This window comes from Flavobacterium sp. EDS, assembly GCF_020991525.1.
Classification (GTDB): domain Bacteria; phylum Bacteroidota; class Bacteroidia; order Flavobacteriales; family Flavobacteriaceae; genus Flavobacterium.
Genome location: NZ_JAJMOZ010000005.1, coordinates 188457 through 212998, shown reverse-complemented (window position 1 = coordinate 212998; position 24542 = coordinate 188457). Strand labels below are relative to the sequence as shown.

Below are 24542 nucleotides of genomic sequence, written 5' to 3'. Positions count from 1 at the left end.
AACGGATTTTATCTTTGATTATTTTAATTTAGTTTTTAATCGGTGGCTTTACTTTTTTAAATCTGTAATAGCATTATAAAAAAAACCGCAGTGTTTTCGGGACAGCTGCGGTTTTGAACAAATTAAATTGACTAAAAACTATTTTTGTTTTAGAAGCAGTATTCGTTTTCTGCAACTAATTTTGAAGTAATCGTTTCTCTAAGCGCCACTACATTTGGCATATTAGTGTATTTTGTAAAACGGCGTAATCCCATTAACATCATACGTTGTTCGTCACCTTCAGCAAAAGAAGCAATACCTTCTTTACCTCTTAGGTTTACGATATCAACAGCTTTATACAAGTATAATTTTGCCATTGCAATTTGCTCTTGTACTTTTGCTTCTCCTTCTTTTTTGGCTAATTTTTCAGTTCTAAGAATAGTACTTTCTGCCATATAGATTTCGATTAAGATATCAGATGCAGCCATTAATAATTGTTGGTGAGCATCTAAGTCTGGACCATATTTTTGTACAGCACTTCCAGCAACCATTAAGAAAACTTTTTTAAGGTTTGCAACGATTCCTTTTTCTTCAGCAAATAATTCAGAGAAATCAGGAGTGTCAAAAGAAGGAATACCCATTAATTCTTCAGATACTTTCATAGCAGGACCTAATAAATCAACATGACCTTTCATGGCTTTCTTGATTAACATACCTACAGAAAGCATTCTGTTAATTTCGTTTGTACCTTCGTAAATACGAGCAATTCTAGCATCTCTCCAAGCACTTTCCATTGGAGTATCTTCAGAGAATCCCATTCCACCAAAAATCTGAATTCCTTCGTCAGCACAATTCTGAACATCTTCAGAAACAGCAACTTTAAGGATAGAACACTCAATTGCGTACTCTTCAACACCTTTTAATTCTGCTTCTTGATGAGAAGAACCTTCAGCTTCACGAGCGATAATTCTGTCTTCAATATCTTTTGCTGCACGGTAAGAAGCACTTTCTCCTGCGTAGCAATTTGTTGCCATTTCTGCTAATTTAGAACGAATTGCTCCAAATTGAGAAATTGCTGTATTAAATTGGATTCTTTCGTTAGCATATTTTACAGCTCCAGAAGTAACTCTTCTTTGTGCATCAAGACAAGCAGCTGCTAATTTAATACGTCCAACATTTAATGCATTCATTGCAATCTTGAAACCGTTTCCTCTTTCAGAAAGCATATTTTCTACAGGAACTTTGGTATCATTAAAGAAAACCTGACGAGTAGATGAAGCACGAATACCTAATTTATGTTCTTCTTCATTCATAGAAATTCCATTAGATGGATCATTTTCTACGATAAAACCTGTAATATTTTTATCATCACCAATACGAGCAAAAACGATAAATACGCTACAGAATCCTGCATTCGAAATCCACATTTTTTGTCCTGTAATAGAGTAGTATTTTCCATCTTCAGATAAAACTGCTTTAGTTTTTCCTGAGTTTGCATCAGATCCAGCACCTGGCTCAGTTAAGCAATAAGCTCCAAACCATTCACCCGATGCTAATTTAGGAACGTATTTTTTCTTTTGTTCTTCAGTACCATACAAAGTAATTGGCATTGTTCCGATACCTGTATGAGCACCAAAAGCAGTAGAGAACGAACCTGTAGCTCCTGAGATATAATCACATACCAACATTGTTGATACGAATCCCATTCCTAATCCGCCATACTCTTCTGGAACTGCAACTCCTAGAAGTCCTAGTTCACCTGCTTTACGCATGCTCTCTTCTGTAAAAGCGTAATCTTTTTTCTCGAAGCGATTTTTGTTAGGCCAAATTTCTTTGTCTACAAACTCTTTTACAGAGTCACGCATCATTAATTGCTCTTCCGAAAAATCTTCTGGTGTAAAGATGTCTTCGCACTTTGTTTCTTTTACTAGGAATTGACCTCCTCTTGTTTTGTCTGACATGGTTCTGTTTTTTTTTATTTTTTTAAATTTAGATGCAAGAATCAAGAAGAAAGATTGTTGTCTAACTTGTTGATGAAACTTGTGGTCATCTTTTGAAATTCAATTATTTTGTTTTCTATTTATGATCTATTTCCTCAATATTGTCATTCCGACGAAGGAGGAATCTTCGTAAGAATCTCCACAACGATTGACAAATCATGTCGATAATTGTCGTGGAGATTCTTCGTTCCTCAGAATGACAAACTGAACGGATAACTTTATCTATAATACCTCGTAAATCCCAGCAGAACCTTGTCCTGTTCCTACACACATAGAAACGATCCCGTATTTGCTGCCTCTGCGTTTCATTTCGTCGAATAATTGAACAGATAGTTTCGCTCCCGTGCATCCTAGAGGGTGACCTAAAGCAATTGCACCACCATTTACGTTTACGATATCAGGGTTTAATCCTAACTCACGAACAACAGCTAATGATTGAGAAGCAAAAGCCTCGTTTAGCTCAACTAAATCAATATCTTTTAATTGTAATCCTGCTTGTTTTAAGGCTTTCGGGATAGCTTTTACTGGTCCGATTCCCATGATTCTTGGTTCAACACCTGATGAAGCAAAGTTTACTAATCTAGCGATAGGCTCAAGGTTTAATTCTTTTACCATATCCTCGCTCATGATTAAAACAAAAGCTGCACCATCACTCATTTGAGAAGAGTTACCAGCAGTTACACTTCCGTCAGCAGCAAAAACAGGTCTTAAACCAGCCAAAGCTTCTTTAGAAGTTCCAGCACGTGGCCCTTCGTCTTTGTTTACAACATATGATTTTGTTTCTTTTTTACCATTTTCATTAATGAAAGTTTGCTCAACTGTAATCGGAACGATTTGTTTGTCGAATTTACCTTCAGCTTGCGCTTTTAATGCTTTGATATGAGAGTTGTAAGCAAACTCATCTTGATCTTCTCTGGAAATTTTATATTGGTTAGCAACCGCTTCAGCAGTTAGTCCCATTCCCCAGTAATAATCTTCGTGACCTTCGGCAGCAAGTTTATAATCCGGAGTTGGTTTGTAACCTCCCATCGGAATAAAACTCATACTTTCAGCACCCCCAGCGATGATACAATCTGCCATTCCCGATTGTATTTTTGCAGTTGCCATTCCGATAGTTTCAAGTCCAGATGCACAGTAACGGTTTACGGTTACCCCAGGAACATCTTCTACTTTTAATCCCATAAGAGAGATTAAACGACCAACGTTCAAACCTTGTTCCGCTTCTGGCATGGCATTTCCTACCATAACATCATCAATACGTTTTTTGTCAAAATCAGGCAGTTCATTCATCATAAACTGAATGGTTTCTGCAGCTAATTCATCAGGTCTTTTAAATCTAAAAACTCCTTTTGGTGCTTTTCCTACCGCAGTACGGTATGCTTTTACTATATATGCTGTTTTCATTTGTTTTGTTTTTTAAGATCATAGAAAATAGATCATAGAAAATAGACTGTTACTTTGTCTCAAAATCTATATTCTTTTCTCTTTGTTCTATTTTCTAATTTCTAAGTGGTTTTCCTTTAGTTAACATATATTGAATTCTTTCCAATGTTTTTCTTTCAGTACAAAGGGATAAGAAAGCTTCACGTTCGATATCTAATAAATATTGCTCAGATACTAAAGTCGCTTCAGATAAATCACCACCAGCCATTACGTATGCCAGTTTGTTAGCGATTTTCTTGTCGTGCTCAGAAATGTATTTTCCAGCTTCCATTTGATCTGTTCCAACTAAGAACATTCCAAGAGCTTGCTTTCCTAATACTTTTACATCCGTTCTTCTTATTGGTTGAGTATAACCAGCTTCAGCCATTAACAAGGCATGTTTTTTAGCTTCAGCGATCTGACGGTCTTTGTTTACTACAATAATATCTTTACCATGTTGTAAAAGTCCAGTATCAAAGGCTTCATAACCAGAAGTAGATACTTTTGCCATAGCAATAGTCAAGAAATATTCTTGAAGAACGTTTAATTCCACATCGTTTTTACGGAAAAGGTCAGATGCTCTTAAAGCCATTTCTTTTGATCCACCACCACCAGGAAGTACACCAACACCAAATTCAACTAATCCCATATACGTTTCAGCAGCAGCAACCACTTTATCAGCATGTAAGCTCATTTCGCATCCACCGCCAAAAGTCATTCCGTGAGGTGCTACAACAACAGGAATTCCTGAGTAACGTACGCGCATCATAGTGTCCTGGAACATTTTGATAGCCATATTTAACTCATCATATTCTTGCTCAACAGCCATCATAAAAATCATTCCGATATTAGCACCTACAGAAAAATTTGCTGCTTGGTTACCAATAACTAAACCTTGGTATTCTTTTTCAGATAAGTCAATTGCTTTATTGATAGCCTGTAATACATCGCCACCAATAGTATTCATTTTTGATTGGAATTCTAAGTTTAGGATTCCGTCTCCAAGATCTTGGATAATTGCACCACTATTGCTCCAAACTTTTTTGCTTTCGCGAATGTTGTTTAGGATAATGAATGCATCTTGTCCTGGAACTTTAGTTTGTGATTTTGTTGGAATGTTGTAAAAATAAGTAGCGCCTTCTTTTACAGAGTAGAAGCTTTTGCTTCCAGAAGCTATCATATCGTTTACCCATGCAGCTGGAGCTAAACCTTCAGCTTTCATGATTTCGATTCCGTTTTCGACACCAATAGCATCCCAAATTTCGAAAGGACCATTTTCCCATCCGAAACCAGCTTTCATGGCATCGTCAATTTTATATAATTCGTCTGATATTTCAGGAATTCTGTTTGACACATAAGCAAACATTCCAGCGAAACTCTTACGGTAAAATTCTCCTGCTTTATCTTTTCCTTTCACCAAAACTTTAAAACGATTGATAGGTTTATCAATTGTTTTAGTTAATTCAAGCGTAGCAAAATTTGCTTTTTTAGCAGCACGATATTCTAAAGTGTCTAAGTCAAGTGTAAGGATATCTCTATCTACTTTTTTGTAGAAACCTTGTCCTGTTTTGCTTCCTAACCAATTATTCTCCATCATTTTTGTGATGAAATCAGGAAGTTTAAACAATTCGTGTTGCTCATCAGTTGGGCAGTTTTCATAAATACCATTAGCAACGTGTACTAATGTATCTAAACCAACAACGTCAACCGTACGGAAAGTAGCCGATTTTGGACGGCCAATAACTGGACCAGTCAATTTATCAACTTCTTCGATAGTTAATCCCATTTCTTTAACTAAGTGGAATAAACTCTGGATACCATAAATACCAATTCTGTTTCCAATAAATGCTGGAGTATCTTTAGCAACAACCGAAGTTTTTCCTAAAAATTTAGATCCATATTCATTTAAGAAATCCAATACTTCAGTTGAAGTTTTTGGACCAGGAATAATTTCAAACAATTTTAAGTAACGCGCAGGGTTAAAAAAGTGTGTTCCGCAGAAATGTTGTTGAAAATCTTCGCTTCTTCCTTCGCTCATAAAATGAATCGGAATACCAGAAGTGTTTGATGTTACTAAAGTTCCTGGTTTACGGAATTTCTCGATTTGTTCAAAAACTAATTTTTTAATATCCAGACGTTCTACAACAACTTCAATAATCCAATCAACATTGGCAATTTTTGCCATATCATCAGTTGTATTTCCAGTCGTGATTCTGTTTGCGAATTTCTGACTGTAAATAGGTGATGGTTTAGATTTTAATGAGTTAGCAAGATGTTCATTTACAATTCTGTTTCTTACGGCTTTGCTTTCTAGAGTTAAGCCTTTTTTAGTTTCGGCCTCGGTTAACTCACGTGGAATGATGTCAAGGAGTAAAACTTCAACACCAATGTTAGCAAAATGACAAGCTATTCCTGAACCCATAATTCCAGATCCAATTACGGCAACTTTTTTAATTGTGCGTTTCATTTTCTGTTTTTTCTGTTTGATTAAATATATTTTTATCTTGTATTAATTCATTTATTATTTCTGAAACCTCAATAAAATGTTTTAATTTTTCTTCAGAAATGTGGTTTCTAACTGTTTCATTAAATTTCAAGACTGTATTTTTAGATAACTCTCTTTTTTCTTTTCCAAATTCAGTTAGATAAATTAAAACCCCTCGGCCATCGGTTGGATTTTTCTTTCGAACAATCAAGCCTTTGTCTTCCATAGATTTGAGCGTTCTGGTTAAGCTGGTAGCTTCCATTCCCATTCTAGGACCTAATGCTGTCGATGGAGTACCTTCCTCTTTATCGATGCTTAATAGCGCAAAACCAGTAGCCATTGTCCCATCATATTTTGCAGCCTCTTCATTGTACATTCTTGATACAGCTTGCCAGGTTGCGCGTAAAATATAATCTATAGTCTTTTCTTTCATTTGGTAGATTGTATTTGATTATTTAATTTTAATGTGAAATACATTACGATAGTATATTTTGCATTAATTTAAATCGAATTCGTTTATTGGCAACTATATCGATTTCAAATATAATAAAAAAATATTATGCATGCATAGTATTTCGAAAAATATTTTTTAGTTTGTTAAATGTTAGCTCTGAAATAGAGTTGGTTAAGTTTTCTATTTCTCGAATGAAATATAATATTTTTTTTGAAATTTTAGCTGTTCGATTATCTGAAAAGTTGCATCAGCTCAGTAAATTAGGATCTCGGATTGATATGTCTTGAGAGATATTTCTTTAATTTAAAAAACAGAAAAAATTATTCTCCATATTTAAGTAAAGCTTTCTTTAGTTTATCTTTTATCCGCAATCGCAATCCATTGGGACTAATAACTTCTAATCCATCACCAAAACCCAAAAGCAAACGTTCTATTTCATAATTAGTCTTGAGTTTTAGTGTAATAATGATGCTTCCGTCCTCATTTTCTTTTTCTAGCTTTTGCGAAGCATGAAAAGGCTTTGTTAAAACATAAGGAGCATTTTCTTTATCAATCCAAAGTTCAATTTTTCTAGCGTTCATTCCTTGGTTCACAGTTACCCCAACCACATCCTTATAAAAATCCTCGGCATCAAATACTTCTTCTATATAAGGGAGGTTAAAATCAAAATCGATGCTGGTAATTCTGTCAAGAGCTAAATTGGTTATCGGCTGCCCCCCTTTTTTCTTTCCTACCAAAAACCAGCGATTATTAAACTCCTTTAGAATAAAAGGATGAAAATTAAATTTTTGTTCTTCTCTGGATTTAAAAGATTTATAGGTAATAACAAGAACAATTTTTTTGATGATGGCTTGATAAATTTCATCTAGATAATGCAATCCTTTTAAGTTTTCATTTTTATCAAGATAAATTACTGAATTGGTATGTGATTTCTCCGAATAGATTTTATCTTCCAAACGCTGTAAAATATCCGAAACATCACTAAATAAAGAGAAATCCTTAAATTGTTTTAGCATAGAAACTGTTTCTGTTAGAACATTCATATCTGTTTCTGTAAGCGGAATATCTGTAATTGAGAAATCCTCATCATCGTACTTATAAAATTTTTTATCATAAACTACGATAGGAGCATTGTATCCCAATTTTTCGCTGCGCATAAGTTGAATATCCATTTGTATGGTACGTTTGCTTATTCGGTTTTCGCGACCTTCATATTCAAATAATGCATCTGAACAGGCTTCGATTAAATCGTTGAGAGTCCAAGTTCGGTATTGGTTCTGTAGGCATTTATCGATTGTTTTGTATCGAATCAATGCATTCTTGTTTTGTGACATAGTTTTGTTTTTTGGGCGTGTCCCTTCGGGTCAGGCAGTATGCTATATCTTTTTTGGTCTAAAGAAGCCCAAAAAAGGATGCCGCTTCCTTCCTTCACGCAAGTAACACCAATGATAAATATACACTTTTAATATTACTACGCAAAAACATTGCGTACTATGATTTAACCTTTGTACCATCAAAACAAAAGGCCTTGTAGCTTAAAAGGAAAAGCCTACAGAAAAATTACTGGCTGTAGTGTTTGCGGATATTCCGGTTAGACCTGCGCGGGCTAATGGGTAGAATTTACAGAAGCACCGAAATCGTTGGGGAAAGTAGGGAAGCGTATTTAGAGCCGCAATGCCCGAAAGGGAATATGAGTTCGAATCTCTTTAGCGCAGAAAAATTTGAATCAGATACATTTAATCCAAAATAAGGATGGTAGAGACGATGGAGATAAACTCGAAGATTTAGGTTGTGATAATTGCAAGAAATACCTAATTTTGGACAAATAGATAATGATTTAATTATGAATTATGTACAAGGCAAATCTGCCAAATAAGGAATATATGAAAATACATAGTCTTATATTATTAGCATTTTTTTTATTTTGATAAGTTGCAGAAAAAGAGATGAAAACTTAGAAAAAAAATCCTCTAATGACGTAAAAAAAGATAAAATGTTATTAGAATTTAATCCCCAATTAATTACTAAATTGAATTTGATTAATACTGACAGTATTATATTGGAAGATTTTTATATGAATAAAAAACATCATCAAAATGGGTTAGTTTTCAATATAAAAATAAAGTAGATACTGCATATACCTTATTTAAGGAAGCAAAGTATTATTTTCAACTTAAAAAAAGTTTTGTACAAAAGCACGATTATAAATTAATTATCAATATTAAAGACAAAAAAAACACTTATTTTTTTGAGAATATTGATTACGATTCAATTCGAAATGGTAAAAAAAATTATTTTGTTACTAAATCATATATGTTAAATAAAAAAAATATGGAAGTTATGATTCAGTTTATTATTTAGAATAGAATTTGCTAATTTATCTCTAGCTGGTGCGAATGACTCACCCATGACACACAAAAAAAAGGTGTATATATGGTATGCTAAAAAAGATAAACCCTAATGGAGTAAAAGTTGAAAACATAACAAATAGTCTACAGAAAAAAATAGATGAAAAATAACGAAACTAACAGAATGGTATATATATCTTTAAATTCAATAGGGTATGAAATTGAAACTTCTAGAATTAATATGTATTCAATAGAAAATAGATATTCATATTCTCCTTTTTTTAGATTTAGATTTAAAAAAATTGAAAAAAATGACTCTATTTATAATAAAATAAAATTGGTCATAAATTCTTTTGAAGGTAGTTTAGAATGGGATATGATTACTCATGAAAACACTTCTAATTTTATAATTATTCCAAAGGTTTTTAGTGATGTTAATTATTTGTCTTATAATAATAGAGATTATTATTCAAAAAAATATACAAAAGAAAAGTTTGAAGAATTTGTTGACTTGTCAATAAATGATATAAATGAACTAAGTATAAAAATTTCTAGTTTACAAAAACTAGATGGTGTCACTTTATCGAAGAGTTCTAATGAATAGAAAAATTTAGCGTATGTGCTGTGTGAATGTATCCTGACTTTGCACTCACAACGATAAGACACAAAGAGCATAAAACAAAAAAGCAACTTAGAAATGGGTTGCTTTTTTTGTTATTAAGAATAAGTAAAAAACTAAATAATGAACTAATCTCTATGAATCTTATCATGTCAAAGAAATGTATTTCTTTTTTTACTACGCAAAAACATTGCGTACTATAATTTAACCTTTGTACCATCAAAACAAAAGGCCTTGTAGCTTAAAAGGAAAAGCCTACAGAAAAATTACTGGCTGTAGTGTTTGCGGATATTCCGGTTAGACCTGCGCGGACTAATGGGTAGAATTTACAGAAGCACCGAAATCGTTGGGGAAAGTAGGGAAGCGTATTTAGAGCCGCAATGCCCGAAAGGGAATATGAGTTCGAATCTCATCAGGGTCACAAAATAAATCAATGTTTACGAGTAATTTAGATTACTTAAAATAGGATTCTTCTTCACTGCGCAAAATAAATGCGTAGTAGTTTTTGAATCTTTGTTTAACAAAAAGAAGAAATGAATACAGTATTATTAAAAGAGATGATTTCCAAAAATTATATTAGAGTAAACAAACACCCTAATTATGATTTATACATTTATAATTATACCCAAAGTGCCCAATTCGAAAGAATATGGAATGAGGTTACATTAAACTGTAGAGGATTAATTCTTGATGAAAATTTTAATGTGATTGCAAGACCATTTCCTAAGTTTTTTAATTTAGGAGAAATGGAAAACCAAACAATTCCTAATACAACTTTTGAAGTGTATGATAAAGCCGATGGTTCTATGGGGATTTTATACTGGATAGATGAGGTACCATTTATAGCAAGTAGAGGTTCGTTTTCAAGCGGTCAGTCAGATAAAGCAAACGAAATGTTACATGGGAAATACAAAAAATCATGGTCACATTTGGATAAAAATAAAACTTATTTATTTGAGATTATATATCCTCAAAATCGAATTGTTTTAGATTATGGAGTTGCAGAAGAATTGGTTTTACTGGCAATTATCGATATCCAATCGGGAGAAGAATTTGCGCTGGAAGATATTGGTTTCCCCATTGTAGAAAAATACGACGGAATTAAAGATATTGGTTCATTAGCAGCAATGAATAAAGACAATAAAGAAGGGTTTGTTATTAAATATTCGAATAATTTTAGAGTCAAAATCAAATTTGAAGAATATCTTCGTTTGCACCGAATCATCACTCAGGTTTCTAATTTGAACATTTGGGAATATTTGAAAACCAACCAACCAATAGAAGAAGTTTTGGAACGTGTTCCTGATGAATTTTTTAATTGGGTAAAAAAAACAAAAAGTGATTTAGAAAATCAATATGCGGTAATTGAAAATCAATGCAAAGCAGATTTTAAAGTTTTAGATTCCCGTAAAGAAACAGCTTTGTATTTCTTGACCTGTCAATATTCAGGAGTATTATTTGCAATGTTGGATAACATGGATTATTCCGAAATAATTTGGAGAATGATTCGACCAACATTCGAAAAACCATTTAATAGAGAAGAAGAATAGAAAATTAATTTAACTGCGCAAAATAATTGCGTAGTGGCAAAGCTATATTTGTCTAACAAAAATAAACACAATGATTATAAAACTTAAATCAGACAATACATACTTTTTAGATATCCTTTATAAAAATCCAAATACGGATCAAGGTCTTTATTTGAAAGAATTAAAAAACGGAGTTATTATAGGAAATGTTATTTCAGCTACAGAATATCATTGTGTTTTTATGGATGGCAAACATAGTTATTTGCCAGAAGAAGGAAATCAAATCGATTTTCAGAGTTACTGTAGTCCGCTATTGGCTTTAAATATGGCAACTGAATTTTTCAATCATTTATATAAAGAAAATGCAAGTTTAAGTGAAACAGTAATTTCTTGGTTAGAAAAAAACTACGATGAGGTTGATACTGAAAAATGTACGATAGAAGTAGCTACTTTTTTTATCGATTCGGGCTGGTACAAAAACGGAAACTATCTTTTATCAAAATACATCGATGGAATTTCATTGCAGCATAAAATTGGAAGTAATTTCGAATTAAAGATAGAAGGTTCAACGGTTAGGGAAGCCTTACAGAAATTTTCGCTTGTAGCTTTGTTTTCGCATTTTACCAACAAATACGCGGTTTATACCTATATCGATGACTTTTTTATTCAAAAGCACATCACAATGTTAACCAATATTTCGGGTGTTCCGTATTTTGTATTTTATCTTTTTATAAAAAGAATTATGCGTTCTCCAGTTCAGTTCGAAAAATTCAAACCACAGTTAGAAACGTATTTTGATAACAAGGTTCAATTTGTTTTTACAGATACACATCAATCCAGAAAAGAATTCATTTGTAATAAAATCAATTTTGATGAACCTGTTTTAGATTTTGGTTGTGGCGAAATGCAGTATTTTAAAATGTTGCTAAAAAAAGGATTTACACAGGAATATCATGCGTACGACGAAGTAGATTTTAAACCTATTGCAGATAAAATAGTTGGGATAGAGAATGCAGATAATTTGCATTGGGTTGAAAGTTTAGAAGAAATTAAAGGATTTGAAAATCAGATTATTTTAAGTGAGGTGATTGAGCATAATTCATTAGAAGAGGCAAAAGCATTATTAATTTGGATACGTGATAATACACAGTTTACCCAATTATTTGTAACAACTCCAGACAAAGATTTTAATGTGAATTATGAACTGACAGAGGAATTTAGGCACGACGATCACGATTTTGAGTTATCAAATTCAGAATTTGTGGAATTGATTGACGAGATTTTTCCAAACCCTAAAACCTATTATGGAGTAGGAGATTGTGTAAATGGAGTTTACCCAACAAGTGCAGTAATCATTCAAAAAAAGTAAAAGATGTTAGACTATAGAGTAAGAAATAGAATAGAGTGGTTTTGTAAAAATAAGATAAATGATTTTTCACCAACCATTTCGCCAGCACCAAAAAGCAGGACAAAAAATGAAATAGAAAGTATCGAGGAAGCGGTAAATTATTATTTAGGAAAAGGCGTAACCGAATTTGTAGTTCAAAAAAAATACATGGGTTCGTATTGCACCATTTACTTGAAAAGAAATCTTGATGAAAGCTATTTCGTTTCCAGAAATGGTTTTAAAATGGATCATATTGATGTAGAAAAAGCAATTAGCAGTTTGAAGGATTTGCATGCTAAAATGATCATTACTTTTCCAGATTTCGAAACTATTTTAATAGCTTCAGAATTATTGCCTTGGAAGGTTTTAGGAGCAGGATTAATCGAAAAAGAATTTATAGGATATTATGATGCCTTAAAGACACATAATGTGTATTTGCAATCTTCAGGACTACTTGAAAAATTAGAAAGTGTGAGAGAATCTGAATTGTTTACAACATACATTTCAGATAAAAAACAATTAACTAAAAAGGAATTCGGCAGTAAACACAAATCACATATTGTTCGTCAGTACGAATCTTTGGGAATTGTAAAAATACCGAATGTTGCTAAACAGGATGAATCATTAAAGGTATTTCAGAATCAGATCAATACATTTGGATATGAAGCCGAATTGCATTTTAAACCGTTTACGATTTTAAAAGTGGTTAATATTGGTGGAGATGAAGTAATACCAAATTCTAATTTGACTTATGAATTGGTAAACGATGACACTTTTTTGCATTTAGAAATTACCAGTGCTAACAAAGAAGAAAAGCTAAAGGAAATGTATTCGTTTTTTGAAAAACTAACTAATGAGAATGAAGAAGGCATAATGATTAAACCAGTTCAGAATTACATTAAAAATTTGCCACCGTGTTTTAAAGTTAGAAATAACAATTACCTAACGATGATTTACGGAGTGAACTTTCATCAGGATTTTGATCATTATTTAGAGAAAAGGAATGTAAAGAAGAAATTAGAACAATCGATAAATGGTTGGGAAATCAATCAGAAAATGCTTCAGATTCCGTATAAAGATTTAGAAGAAGAAAATTACTTGATGCGTTTATTGCTCTTGAAGCGAATCAATAACGAAGAAATAGAAAAAACATTAGATCCAAGATTATAACAAAATGAAAAAGATACCAACATTAACGATACTTACGGGTTGTCCAGCATCAGGGAAAAGTACTTTCGCCGAGTGGAAAGTGCGAACGGAACCTAAAACGATGAGAATAAGCCGTGATGAAATTAGGTTTTCGCAATTTCAGGAAGCTATGGATCCGGCATATGAAAGTATGATTTCTAAAATTGTTAACGGGCAAATAAAAACCTTGCTTTCAAATGGATGGAATGTTATTCTGGATACTTGTAATGTAAAGTTAGAATACATCAAACAGCCTATAAACGATTTCTCTGAAATGGCTAATATTGAATTCAAAGTGTTTGATTTACCGTTAGCAGAACTTTTGATTCGAAACGGAAAAAGAGATCGAAAAGTACCAAAAAAAGTGATTGAAAATATGTACCATCAATTGCAAAAAACAAAAGAAAAGTTTGATTTTAAATCAATAAGGAAAGTGAATACAAATTTAGAATACACAATTCAAAATCCAGAATTGCCAAAAGCAATTATCTGCGATCTAGACGGAACATTGGCATTGATGAATGGGAGAAATCCTTTTGATGCAAGTAAATGCGATCAGGATGAATTAAATGAACCAGTAGCTAATGTGTTGAGAAACTACAAGAAATTAGGTTATGAAATATTGTTGGTTTCAGGTAGAGAAGATAGATACAAAGAACCGACTTTGCGTTTCCTAGAAAAACATACAATAGAATTCGATGACCTAATTATGCGAAAAAGTCAGGATAACCGAAAAGATTCGATCATCAAAACCGAAATCTATAACGAATCTATAAAAAATAAATACTTTGTAGAGTTTGTTCTCGATGATAGAAACCAAGTAGTAGATACATGGCGAAAAGATTTGAAATTACCGTGCTTCCAAGTGTATTATGGGGATTTTTAAATTCTTTTAAGGCTCAATGGTTATGTAGAGTAGACACTGAGGGAAATAAAAATAATCCAACAGACGGAGGTTCAAATCCTTCCTGCGCAGCTAATAAGTCGCGGTAGTTTAGTATGGGAAAATAGTTGGTTATTTAAAGGTTCAAAGGTTTTTAACCGCAAAGTTCGCAGTCCAAATTACGCGAAGCACGCAAAGAATTGTTTCACGCAGATTTTGCAGATTCAGTAGATTTTTAAAATCCTTTTAATCTGATTATCCCGATCGCTATCGGGAGTGGCAAAAATAAAAACTTAGGGACTCTGCGACTTAGCGAGATTAAAACAAACCAAAGAAAATTAACGCCTACGTGGCAAAAAAAACAATAAAAAACAAAGACTCAAAGAGCAAAAACCTCTGTTCCGATAGCTATCGGAACTTTGTAACTTAAAAAAAACATGAAAACATATATAGATATTGGTATTAATTTAACCAATAAACAATTCCACAATGACATAGATGATGTCATACAAAATGCATTAGATGCCGATGTATCGCAAATGATACTAACAGGAACAAGCGTAAAAAATAGTGAAGCTTCGGCTGAACTAGCAAAAGAATATCCTGGAATATTATACGCAACAGCTGGAATACATCCGCATGATGCGAAAAGTTTTGATGCGCAAAGTATTTCAAAACTACGAAACTTATTAAAGCAGAAACAGGTAGTTTCGGTAGGCGAGTGCGGACTCGATTTTGATCGTGACTTTTCGCCAAGAAACGTACAAGAAACCTGTTACAAAGCCCAATTAGAATTAGCAATCGAAGTTCAGAAGCCATTGTTCCTGCACGAAAGAGCTGCTTTTACACGATTTATGAGTATTACAAAAGATTATTTGCCACAATTGCCAAAAGCGGTGGTGCATTGTTTTACAGGAAGTTTACAAGAAGCCAAAACCTATCTCGATAACGGATTCTATCTTGGTTTTACAGGAGCAATATCCGACAGCAAACGTTTTGACCATTTAAAAGAAGTGATTCAGTACGTACCGCTTGACCGAATGATGATTGAAACCGATGCGCCATTCATGCTCCCAAAAAACGTTCCTAACAATCTCTTGAAGAAATACCACGAACGCCGTTGCGAACCTGCTTTTCTGCCTTTTGTTGCTACAACAGTAGCGCAGTTTAAAGGAATCTCGGGAATTATAGTTGCAGACGAAACAACTAGGAATACTAAAGAGTTTTTTGGGATTTAGAATTAAAAATTTAATTTGTCTTAACCGCAAATTTGCAAATTTATCTTGTGATTTTGTGGTTTTTTATTTGTTAATTTGGGATCGTATTACATCTAATAAATGCCCAAAAAAACAATTAAACTTAAATATTTTAACAGATAAAAAATAAATTGACTAATGAGTCTTAAATCAGTATGCTTTCAAAGTAATAAAATAATCTTGCTTGTATTTATTGTCTTAGCATTTTCATGTAAAAAAGAAGTAAAAGCAGTACATAAAAAGAGTATTAAAGACACCATTTCGGCTGTAGAACCAGAAGAGGAAAAAGTAATTCCGACCGAAATAGAAAGTAATTTTTTGAAAAGACTTATTAACGAAGAGATTGGTAGCCAGAAATATAAGGAAATGCAAATAAGCGAATTGCCTTATTATGTTAAATTTGCAAATGATGGCGATCCATATAGCGTTTCATTTTCAATTTTTGAAAAACGTGATTTTAATAATGACGGAATCATTGATTATGTAATTGACAGATCATCCAACGGAATGTTGGGAGGAAATGCAAACACCAACAATGAATTTATTTTTTACATAATGAAAGATGAAATTAAAGAGAAAGAATCGCATAGTATTCTGGGATATGCTCCTTTTTCTTATAATATAATTGATGAAGCAAATTTTATTGGTGATAAATTTAAAATTAAGGTTACACAAAATTACAGAACCTATTTTAGTTCGGTAGAAGATTTAAAATCGACTTCTTTATCTTTTATTTATAAAAACGGAAACCTATACGAAGAATCATATTTGTCAAGTTGCAAAGTTGCAAAATTAAAATCTAAAACCATTTTTAATGCTATTCCTGGAGTAGAAAAACGAACCAGAAGTATCGAAATGCATAATTATACAGAAACTATTGAAGAGATTTATAAAAAGAATGACACTATAATTACTGCAAGTGTAGGCGGTTGCGACAATTTAGAGTTAAATTTCACTACGTTTTATAAAGTAGAACCAGATATAATAAACGATACAGAATTTAAAAAGGAAACTGCTTTACAATTATTAGAATTCTTAGCTACCAATACCCAGTTTTCAAAAGAAATTAATGTTGCAATAAACTATTATCAAAACAATCCTTTAGCTAACGAATATGTTGAAAAGATAAAAGGTTATGAATTTAGAGTTTTAATTGATAAAGATGAGGACCGCAAAGGGGAATTAAGATTTTTAGTTCAAATCGGAAAAACGGATAATCCCTATCAAAAGGAGAATTGGGAAATTACTACACGCAATAAAAAACCAATAAAAGATGATGATGAATACTAGTCTTGATGAGGTTCGTTTTTTAGAAGTATAATAAAATAGTAATAAGGATTGTTTAAAATAGTATATAGATGAGAAAGGTAATTTGTGGTTTTGTTTTAGTTTTTAGTTTGTTTTCTTGTAATAAAGAATTGACCGCACAGCAGAAAGTATTTTTAGATTTTGCAAAATTAGAAGATTCCTATTCTGGAGGAGGGGGCTTTTATAATTTAGATTTATATAGTAGTTATGCTGACGAACCTGTTTATAATGATAGTATTTTTAATTTCGAAAAATTAAAAGCAGAATTACAAGGTTCTACAAAGATTTTTAAAAATGATAATGGAAATATTACAATAGATCATTCAGAAGTAAGTAGCATACAATATCCATTTAAACTTGTATTAACCAAAGAACAATCTAATTCTTACAATGTAAAAGTGTTAATTTTTATACCAGATGGATATGAACGGTTTTCTATTGATGAATCTAATATAGGCGAAAAAATTTCTAAAGATGGAGTGAATATAACCGTATTAGATTTTAGAAATGATGCAGCAACACTAGCGATTGAAAATACGTCTAAAAAAAGTGATTATTCATATACATATGGGAAAAGAAATGAAAAAAAGGAAAAGGATTCTTTGAATAAAATAGCCGTGGGTTATAATGATTATTTGTTTAGAAACGAAAGGCTCGAAATTCCAAATTATAGATATAGTAAAGAAAGCACAAATGGCCAAAATACAGAGATACAATTTGATTTTGACAGATTAAATATGAGTTTAGTTGATGATGATGGTAAAACTATTGAAAGCGAAGGACGCATTATAGATTTTAGACATTATTTATGGTATCGAAATAACGATATGCCTTATCCAGAAATGACGAGTTCGTATTTTGATCTAAAAAACAGATATAAAGAAGAAGATAAAAACCCTAATCATTTGTATAATGGGATTGATATAGTCACTATACGAGGTTTAGGAAAAATTAAGAAGCTCAATTTCTTTTTACGATCTAATAAAGGTCAAGTTAAGACAATTGACTTGGGAGCAATACCAGTTCTGGAAAAGAAAGAAGAAGATAAAGAAGAAGATAAAGAATATGCATATTATTCCAAATATAGAAGTTTTGCGAATTTAAATGATTCTATTGTAAGAAATGATTTGAAAATAGGTATTTCAACCCTAAAAAAGGAGAATTCATATATGATTTATGCTTCATTGCCATCAAAATACTCCGGAAATTTAGATTTTTCATTTTCTGATATGTATTTAAAAACAAGTGAAAAAGACTCGCTAAGGATATTTAATTATGAAAGCGCGATGTCTAGAATAGATATATTTGGACAATATTCTCCTTCTAATATTACCGCAATTGAAATAGAGAATCAAAACAATGCTTATGACAATGTTATAGGGGGAATTAATATAGGCAAACCCATATATGAAGAAAAAATATATAAGATTAATAATTTGCCTAAAGGATATAGCTACGACACTAAAAATAAATTGTTGGAAATTAAATTTGAAGATGGTTATTATAATGATTACACTATATATGGAGTAGCAAATTCAAATTCTAAAGAAGCAATACCTAATATTCTTAGTTTAATAAAGAGTGATGAAATTCAATGTAAATTTAAAAACTCACCCTCACATATAATTATACGACACAGAAAAAGTGTAACAAATATATCTGTCCCATTCAACCTCAAAATGGTAAAAGAACAGAACAATTAAAAACCTTAAAGTTTGCTTTTGTTGCTGGAACCATTGCGCAGTTTAAAGGGGTTTCGGGGATTAAGATTGCAGAGGAAACTGCGAGGAATACTAAGGAGTTTTTTGGGATCTAACGTTTTCTAATAGGTATAAATACGCATACCTAGATATAATTTAATTTTTACTTTTGAAAAGTAAAAAAAATAGTATTACGGTTATCCGTAAAATAAGTAAAAAAATAGTAATTAGATTTGAGTTTAAATTTAAAGTGAAATAATTATGGCATTATATTTTTTAAGTTATGATTTACGTAAGCAACGTGACTATCAAAAGTTATACGATGAATTAAACTCTTTTAAGGCAACTAGTGTTTTAGAATCTCTATGGTGCTTTAATAGAGTTAATACTTCGGCAAAGGATTTATCTACTTATTTTAGAACTTTTGTAGATTCTGATGATGGGTTAATAGTAATGGAATGTATTAATTGGGCGTCATATAATGCCAACTCAACTCCAAATGATTTAAAATATTAAGATTCATAGAAAATAGCTCATAGTTTAGTTTTAAGTTGAAAGTCTTTTTGATAAAATAATTAAATTATTTGTAAAATATAAATTTGGTTGCAATGAAATGTTTATGGACTTAGATAAAATCAATTATGGATTATGATTAAATATACTTCTTCAAGTAGAATAATTTATGGACAGCATATTATTCCCATTAAACGTATTGAAAGCTTTTATCCAGATGAATGGGAAGAATTTATTGAAGAATGGTTGGATTTGAAAAAATCTATATATCACTCAATTGAAAAACTTGGAGGTGCTGGAGATATGGGAAGAGATGTTGTTGCCTATATAGATAATCCTGTTGGAAATTTAAATTATCGCTGGGATTGTTATCAGTGTAAGCATTATAAGTCACCTATAACACCTTCAAATGTATATTGCGAATTTGCTAAAATTATTTATTACTCATTTATTAAAGAATACCCAGTTCCTCAAAAATATTATTTTGTTGCGCCACAAGATTGTGGAACAAAACTATCTAAATTACTGATTAATCCCGAAAAATTAAAATCAGAAATCAAAGAAAACTGGGAAAAACACTGTGCCAATCAAATTACAAACAAAACTATTTTATTAGAAAAAAAATTACTACAATATTTTGAAAAATTCGATTTTTCAATTTTCAGTAAAGTTCAACGAAAAGAAGTTTTAAAAGAACATATCAATCATTCAAATCATTTAGCACGTTTTGGAGGGAGCTTACCAGATAGGCCAAAAGTTACTGAGAAAGATATTCCTGTTAATGTTCAAAGTAACGAACTTGTATATGTGGATAATCTTTTAAAAGCATATAATTCTACAGGTAAATGCAAGTTTATTAAAACTAGTGACATAGATAAAAATTATCTAATTCATTTCAATAAAGCTAGAGAAGGCTTCCATTTTGCAGAACAACTTCGTGTATTATATAGAGATAGCCTTCCAATAAATACTTATGAAGATTTTCAGAAAGAAATTTTTAGTGGAATTGCTAATACATTATTGACTAATCATAATGATAGCTATGAGAAAGTTAAGATGAGTGAAGATAAAGCTCAACAAACTCAAATTACGTCAAATCCTTTAAAGGACGTAAGTAAACCGCAAGATAGAATAGGTATTTGTCATCAACTTTCCAATATGGGAAAAATAAATTGGGAAAATGAATAATTACATAATACATCCATTTAACAACAAAATAGAAACGGGGTTAAGAATTTTATCTGTTTTAAATGCAACTTATCCAAGGTCATATGATTTACAATCAATGGTCTATCTTGATTATTTAACTGTTCATAGTGGAGATTTTGATTTTAAAATGACAAGTCTTCATCCGTCAGTTCAAAATAGAAAAGGAGAATTACTAGTTCGAAGAGAAATGATTCTCTCAAGTATTGATTTATTTATTGAAAAAGGATTAATTGAAAAACTATATACAGATCAAGGAATAGAGTTTATTGCATCTGATCAATCTACTACTTTTTTAGATACTTTAAGTGAAGAGTATTTATTAAATCTTCAGATAAGATCTATATGGGTTAATGAATATTTAGAAAATTTAAATTCTAAGACACTAAAAGAAATTATGATGAATTTTGTTAAAAAGGGAAATAATAATTTAGATATTATTTAAAATGAGAGAAGGATTTTTAATTAGTAAATTGATACTAACAGGAAATAAATTAGAACCTGCTGAAATTGAATTTAAGAAAGGATTAAATGTTATTAGTGGTCCTACTAGTACAGGTAAATCTTTTATATTTGATTGCTTAAATTATATGTTAGGAGGACAAACTTTAGAAAGAGTGCCACCTGAAGCGAAAAATTATAATAGTATTTATTTAGAAATAGAATCAAAAAAGAAATCTTATACATTAGAGCGTTCTATAAGTGGGGGACAATTTAATTTATATGAAAAAAGTTATGATAAAATTAAAGAATGTCAACCCACAGTCTTATTAACAAAATTAAAAAAAGGCAACGATAATAATATTTCGACATTTTTTTTAGGACTTTGTAATTTGGAGAATATAGATATTAGAAAAAATAAAACAAAGGGAACTAAGAATTCGTTATCTTTTAGGGATTTATGTCATTTATGCTTAATATCTGAAACTGAAATAACAAAAACTCAATCACCAATTTTTGCACAAGGCGGATTTCAAAAAACAAAAGAATTAAACGTAGTTAAATTTTTAGTAACTGGAAAAGACGATTCTTCTATCATTACTGAACCAGACGAAAAAATAATTAATTTCAAAAAGGGAAAAGTTGAGCTATTAGATGAATTGATTGCAAAATTTACATTTGATATTTCTAAGGATAAAACTGTAGATGTTAAATTGGATTCATTAGATCAAACTATATTATTTGTAAAAAGAGAACAAGATAAATTATTGAAGCAATTTTCTATTTATGATAATCAAAGAAAGAACTATAGTAAAAATATTTTTGATTTTGAAAAAAAAATAGAAGCACTACAAGAAACCCTATCAAGATCTGAGTTACTTAATGAATATTATTCAAGTGATAAGAAAAGATTGAAGGCGACGATTGAAGCTGGCTCATTATTATTAGGAAATACTGAAAACCTAAATTCATGTCCATATTGTGATAACGAAATTAATTCGTTGTCAAGTAATGATGAAATATCAAAAACTATTTCATCATGTGAGAAAGAAATTGAAAAAATATTTTTTTTACAAAACGAATTAAAAGCATCTCTATTACTGCTAAATAAAGAGAAAGTTGAAGTTGAAAGTAATTTATATTTCGAAAAATATTTATTGAATGATGTCGAAATTTTAATTGAAAAAGATATTAATTCATCATTACTTGATTTAAAAAAAGAATTGGAATTATTATATAAAAAAAGAGATAAAGTTTTAGAGGAGACTTTTATAAAAGAAAGTATAGGGAAATTTACTCAATTTAGGTCTGAAATATCGGATACATTCGAAAATAATGAAGAGAATATTTATGATGATTTGTCGACTTCGATAATGAATTCTATTTCAGAAAAGATATATAAAATTTTAGATGAATGTAATTATTCAGATATTTCAACAATATCATTTAGTGAAAAAACAAACGATTTTGTTATTGGTTCTAAAAATAGAAATTTATCTGGTAAAGGAGAAAGAGCAATAACTTATGCGACATTTGTTTTAGCTTTGTCTGAGTATTTAGAACACAAAGAATATAAAATGGGAGTTCCGATTTTTGATTCTCCTTTGGTTACATATAAAAAACCTGATTCAGATGGAGAAGGAATAACTGAAGATTTAGCAATGGATTTTTATCGTTATTGCGCAACTAAAACTTCTTGTCCACAAGTAATAATTTTTGAAAATGAAGAGCCTCCGTCTGATATTTTGAAAGTAATTAATCATATTAAGTTTACAAAAAAAGAAGGAATGGGAAGATTTGGTTTTATTCCAAAATAACTTTAAAACATACCTTTAAAATCAAAAAGCAGTATCATCCATAATTAATTTACTTTCAGACTAATTGTTTGATGGAGATTACTGTTTAAGAATTAAAAAAGCGCAAACCTCAAAGATTTGCGCTTTTTCAATTATATAAAAGAAAAAGAATATTATTTCCCTTTCATCAATTTTTCTAAAAATTCAACCTTATCTTTTTCAGATTGAACCAAACGTTCGTAAAGTTCCACAACTTTATCAAGAGGATTGAAATTACAAGTATTACCAGTTCCTTGAGGACCATTATTAGAACTAGTATCATAATAAGTGTTGAAATAATTAAAAACAGATTCTTCCGAAAAGTTTTCAATAGCTTCTACTGTAACGCCAAGTGCTTTTGCAATTTCAACCAGTTTTTTAGCATCCACTTCTTCGCTACCTTCAATTCCGGAAATAGCTTGTTGGTTTGAACCAATGGCTTGTGCAAGCGCTTCTTGTTTCATGCCACGAAGTTCTCTTATTCGGCTAATATTTCTGCCAATGTGTTTTGGTTTAGTTGCTGTGCTCATAAATTCAAAGGTATTAAAATTTTTTAAAAAAAATAGAGATTCGTAAAAAACGCGTTTGATTTGGTAAAGAGTAAAATTATGTTTCTTCTTATTTGAATTAAATTATTTTATATAAAATCCAACTCTTTAAGAAATAGTCATTTTTACGCCTAGAATATGTTTGCAAATACCTCTTTTACCTTGATAAGCAGTAAACCAATCACAAGTACATCTTTGGTTTGATCCTTCGATAATTACTTTGTGTATTACACCAGAACCTTTTACTTTGGCTTCGATATAATCGGCTCTGCGTTCTACGATTTCAATGTCTTCATTATCGATTAATTTTTTGGCATTTTTGAGCCTTGGATTTAAAGACAAAATACGCTCAGTTTTAAAAGGAAGACGACGGTAAAAATGGGCTTTTTCGCTTAAATCATAGCCTAATAATCCCATTGAGGATAAGTTAGAAGTTAGATTATCCATTGTACCAAAATCAATGTCATTTTCTATAGAAAGCATCGTAGGATCAAAAGTTTCATTTGATTTGAGTAAACTGTTCAATCCGTAAACCCATTCTATTGGTAAGTTTTCGGTCATGGTTTCAAGAACATTTCCTTCGCCCGAAAATCCACGGTACGAATCGGGAGAAAAAGCCATTAACAATTGCATTTTCCCAAATTCAGAAACTATCGCACAAGTTTGTTTATCTGAAGATTCGTAGATGTAAATTTTATCTACAATTGCTAGAATTCCTTCTAACAATCGCAAACGCTGTACACCGCCAATTCGTACGCTATCGTTTGTAGCCAAAGTCGAGAACATGAATTTCCCCGCTCTTTTGGTGATAAAAAAATCTCCTTTTACGCTTCCCTTTGGCAAACTTTGAAATAACTGAATGGTCTGAATTTTATTCAATTCATATTTAACATCCATGTCGGCAAGATAAAGCTGCACACTCGTTAAACCTTTAATCCATCGCATGGGTAAAGTCACTTTCTTTTCGGTCACTTTAGCTTTGGTTGTAATGACCTGTACTTCTTGCTGACCAACGGCAAGGGTTACTTTTTCGTTTTTTTGAATGGCATTCAGTGCATTTAGCATTGGGTCATTAAAATCGACATTGGTTGTTCCGTTGGCAATAAATTCGCCATCAATAGCTTCGGGTTTCATGTCTAATCTTACATAAACACCATTGCAGGACGAAAATCCTTCAAAACGCAATCGTTCAGCTCCTGCCGATACAATCGGATCACGAAGACTTGGAGGAACAGGGCCAAAACTAGAACGAACCACTTTGGCAATTGTACTCCAACATTTTGCAGTAACATAAGGATCGGTTAAACTTCCCCAGAAAAAGCAAGGGATATTATTAACTTCTTCTATTTCGGTTTGATGTGCCAAAACCAAATTATTAATTCCTTTGGATTTGCTATATGTAGAGATTCCTTTATAATTATATTCTAAATCAGTCATTTTT

19 protein-coding genes are annotated in these 24542 nt (G+C 31.4%); 12 read left to right on the top strand and 7 right to left on the bottom strand.

The annotated features are described in order from the left end of the window. Nucleotides 1–149: 149 nt before the first annotated feature. From LPB87_RS09885 to LPB87_RS09865, 5 genes are all read right to left on the bottom strand, one after another. A complete protein-coding gene (locus tag LPB87_RS09885; protein WP_230727796.1) occupies nucleotides 150–1940 on the bottom strand; it encodes an acyl-CoA dehydrogenase family protein in 1791 nt (596 codons plus the stop codon). A 261-nt stretch (nucleotides 1941–2201) separates the two neighbouring features. Next, a complete protein-coding gene (locus tag LPB87_RS09880; RefSeq protein ID WP_230727795.1) occupies nucleotides 2202–3383 on the bottom strand; it encodes an acetyl-CoA C-acyltransferase in 1182 nt (393 codons plus the stop codon). Between the two features lie 94 nt (nucleotides 3384–3477). After that, entirely contained in the window at nucleotides 3478–5868 is a 2391-nt protein-coding gene (locus LPB87_RS09875; RefSeq protein WP_129539264.1) for a 3-hydroxyacyl-CoA dehydrogenase/enoyl-CoA hydratase family protein, read from the bottom strand. Then, a complete protein-coding gene (locus tag LPB87_RS09870; RefSeq protein ID WP_129539263.1) occupies nucleotides 5852–6319 on the bottom strand; it encodes a MarR family transcriptional regulator in 468 nt (155 codons plus the stop codon). Before LPB87_RS09870 ends, LPB87_RS09875 begins: the two co-directional genes overlap by 17 nt. A 341-nt stretch (nucleotides 6320–6660) precedes the next feature. Beyond that, entirely contained in the window at nucleotides 6661–7674 is a 1014-nt protein-coding gene (locus LPB87_RS09865; protein ID WP_230727794.1) for a WYL domain-containing protein, read from the bottom strand. Nucleotides 7675–8848: 1174 nt separating this feature from the next. Here LPB87_RS09865 and LPB87_RS09860 point away from each other — a divergent pair. The 12 genes from LPB87_RS09860 to LPB87_RS09805 all read left to right on the top strand — a co-directional run bounded on the left by LPB87_RS09860 (nucleotide 8849) and on the right by LPB87_RS09805 (nucleotide 22535). After that, nucleotides 8849–9292: a hypothetical protein gene (locus LPB87_RS09860; protein WP_230727793.1), complete on the top strand. Its 444-nt coding sequence runs from the start codon at nucleotides 8849–8851 to the stop codon at nucleotides 9290–9292. Between the two features lie 548 nt (nucleotides 9293–9840). Beyond that, a complete protein-coding gene (locus tag LPB87_RS09855; RefSeq protein WP_230727792.1) occupies nucleotides 9841–10857 on the top strand; it encodes a T4 RnlA family RNA ligase in 1017 nt (338 codons plus the stop codon). A 70-nt stretch (nucleotides 10858–10927) separates the two neighbouring features. Further along, a complete protein-coding gene (locus tag LPB87_RS09850) occupies nucleotides 10928–12205 on the top strand; it encodes a class I SAM-dependent methyltransferase (protein WP_230727791.1) in 1278 nt (425 codons plus the stop codon). A gap of 3 nt (nucleotides 12206–12208) precedes the next feature. Next, complete coding sequence (locus LPB87_RS09845) at nucleotides 12209–13393, top strand: hypothetical protein (protein WP_230727790.1); 1185 nt, start codon at nucleotides 12209–12211, stop codon at nucleotides 13391–13393. 4 nt (nucleotides 13394–13397) lie between these two features. After that, nucleotides 13398–14297 carry an AAA family ATPase gene (locus LPB87_RS09840; protein ID WP_230727789.1) on the top strand — a complete coding sequence of 300 codons (900 nt, stop codon included), beginning with the start codon at nucleotides 13398–13400 and terminating at the stop codon, nucleotides 14295–14297. Nucleotides 14298–14731: 434 nt separating this feature from the next. Next, nucleotides 14732–15532 (top strand): TatD family hydrolase, encoded by an 801-nt coding sequence (locus LPB87_RS09835; RefSeq protein WP_230727788.1) that lies wholly within the window; start codon nucleotides 14732–14734, stop codon nucleotides 15530–15532. A gap of 156 nt (nucleotides 15533–15688) precedes the next feature. Next, nucleotides 15689–16840: a hypothetical protein gene (locus LPB87_RS09830; protein WP_230727787.1), complete on the top strand. Its 1152-nt coding sequence runs from the start codon at nucleotides 15689–15691 to the stop codon at nucleotides 16838–16840. 68 nt (nucleotides 16841–16908) lie between these two features. Then, on the top strand, nucleotides 16909–18561 hold the full coding sequence (locus tag LPB87_RS09825; protein ID WP_230727786.1) for a hypothetical protein: 1653 nt from the start codon (nucleotides 16909–16911) through the stop codon (nucleotides 18559–18561). Nucleotides 18562–18819: 258 nt separating this feature from the next. Further along, nucleotides 18820–19074, top strand: coding sequence for a hypothetical protein (locus tag LPB87_RS09820; protein WP_230727785.1), 255 nt, complete (start codon nucleotides 18820–18822; stop codon nucleotides 19072–19074). A 132-nt stretch (nucleotides 19075–19206) separates the two neighbouring features. Then, nucleotides 19207–20259 (top strand): ABC-three component system protein, encoded by a 1053-nt coding sequence (locus LPB87_RS09815; RefSeq protein ID WP_230727784.1) that lies wholly within the window; start codon nucleotides 19207–19209, stop codon nucleotides 20257–20259. Further along, nucleotides 20252–20722: an ABC-three component system middle component 2 gene (locus LPB87_RS09810; protein ID WP_230727783.1), complete on the top strand. Its 471-nt coding sequence runs from the start codon at nucleotides 20252–20254 to the stop codon at nucleotides 20720–20722. Before LPB87_RS09815 ends, LPB87_RS09810 begins: the two co-directional genes overlap by 8 nt. A gap of 1 nt (nucleotide 20723) precedes the next feature. Next, nucleotides 20724–22535, top strand: a complete 1812-nt coding sequence (locus tag LPB87_RS09805; RefSeq protein ID WP_230727782.1) for an AAA family ATPase — start codon at nucleotides 20724–20726, stop codon at nucleotides 22533–22535. A 152-nt stretch (nucleotides 22536–22687) separates the two neighbouring features. Here the strand turns inward: LPB87_RS09805 and LPB87_RS09800 are convergent, their stop codons facing one another. Beyond that, entirely contained in the window at nucleotides 22688–23083 is a 396-nt protein-coding gene (locus LPB87_RS09800) for a helix-turn-helix transcriptional regulator (RefSeq protein ID WP_230727781.1), read from the bottom strand. 126 nt (nucleotides 23084–23209) lie between these two features. Continuing rightward, the gene (locus LPB87_RS09795) at nucleotides 23210–24538 is read right to left on the bottom strand and encodes an SWIM zinc finger family protein (RefSeq protein ID WP_230727780.1); all 1329 of its coding nucleotides are present in this window, start codon (nucleotides 24536–24538) and stop codon (nucleotides 23210–23212) included. Nucleotides 24539–24542: the final 4 nt, after the last annotated feature.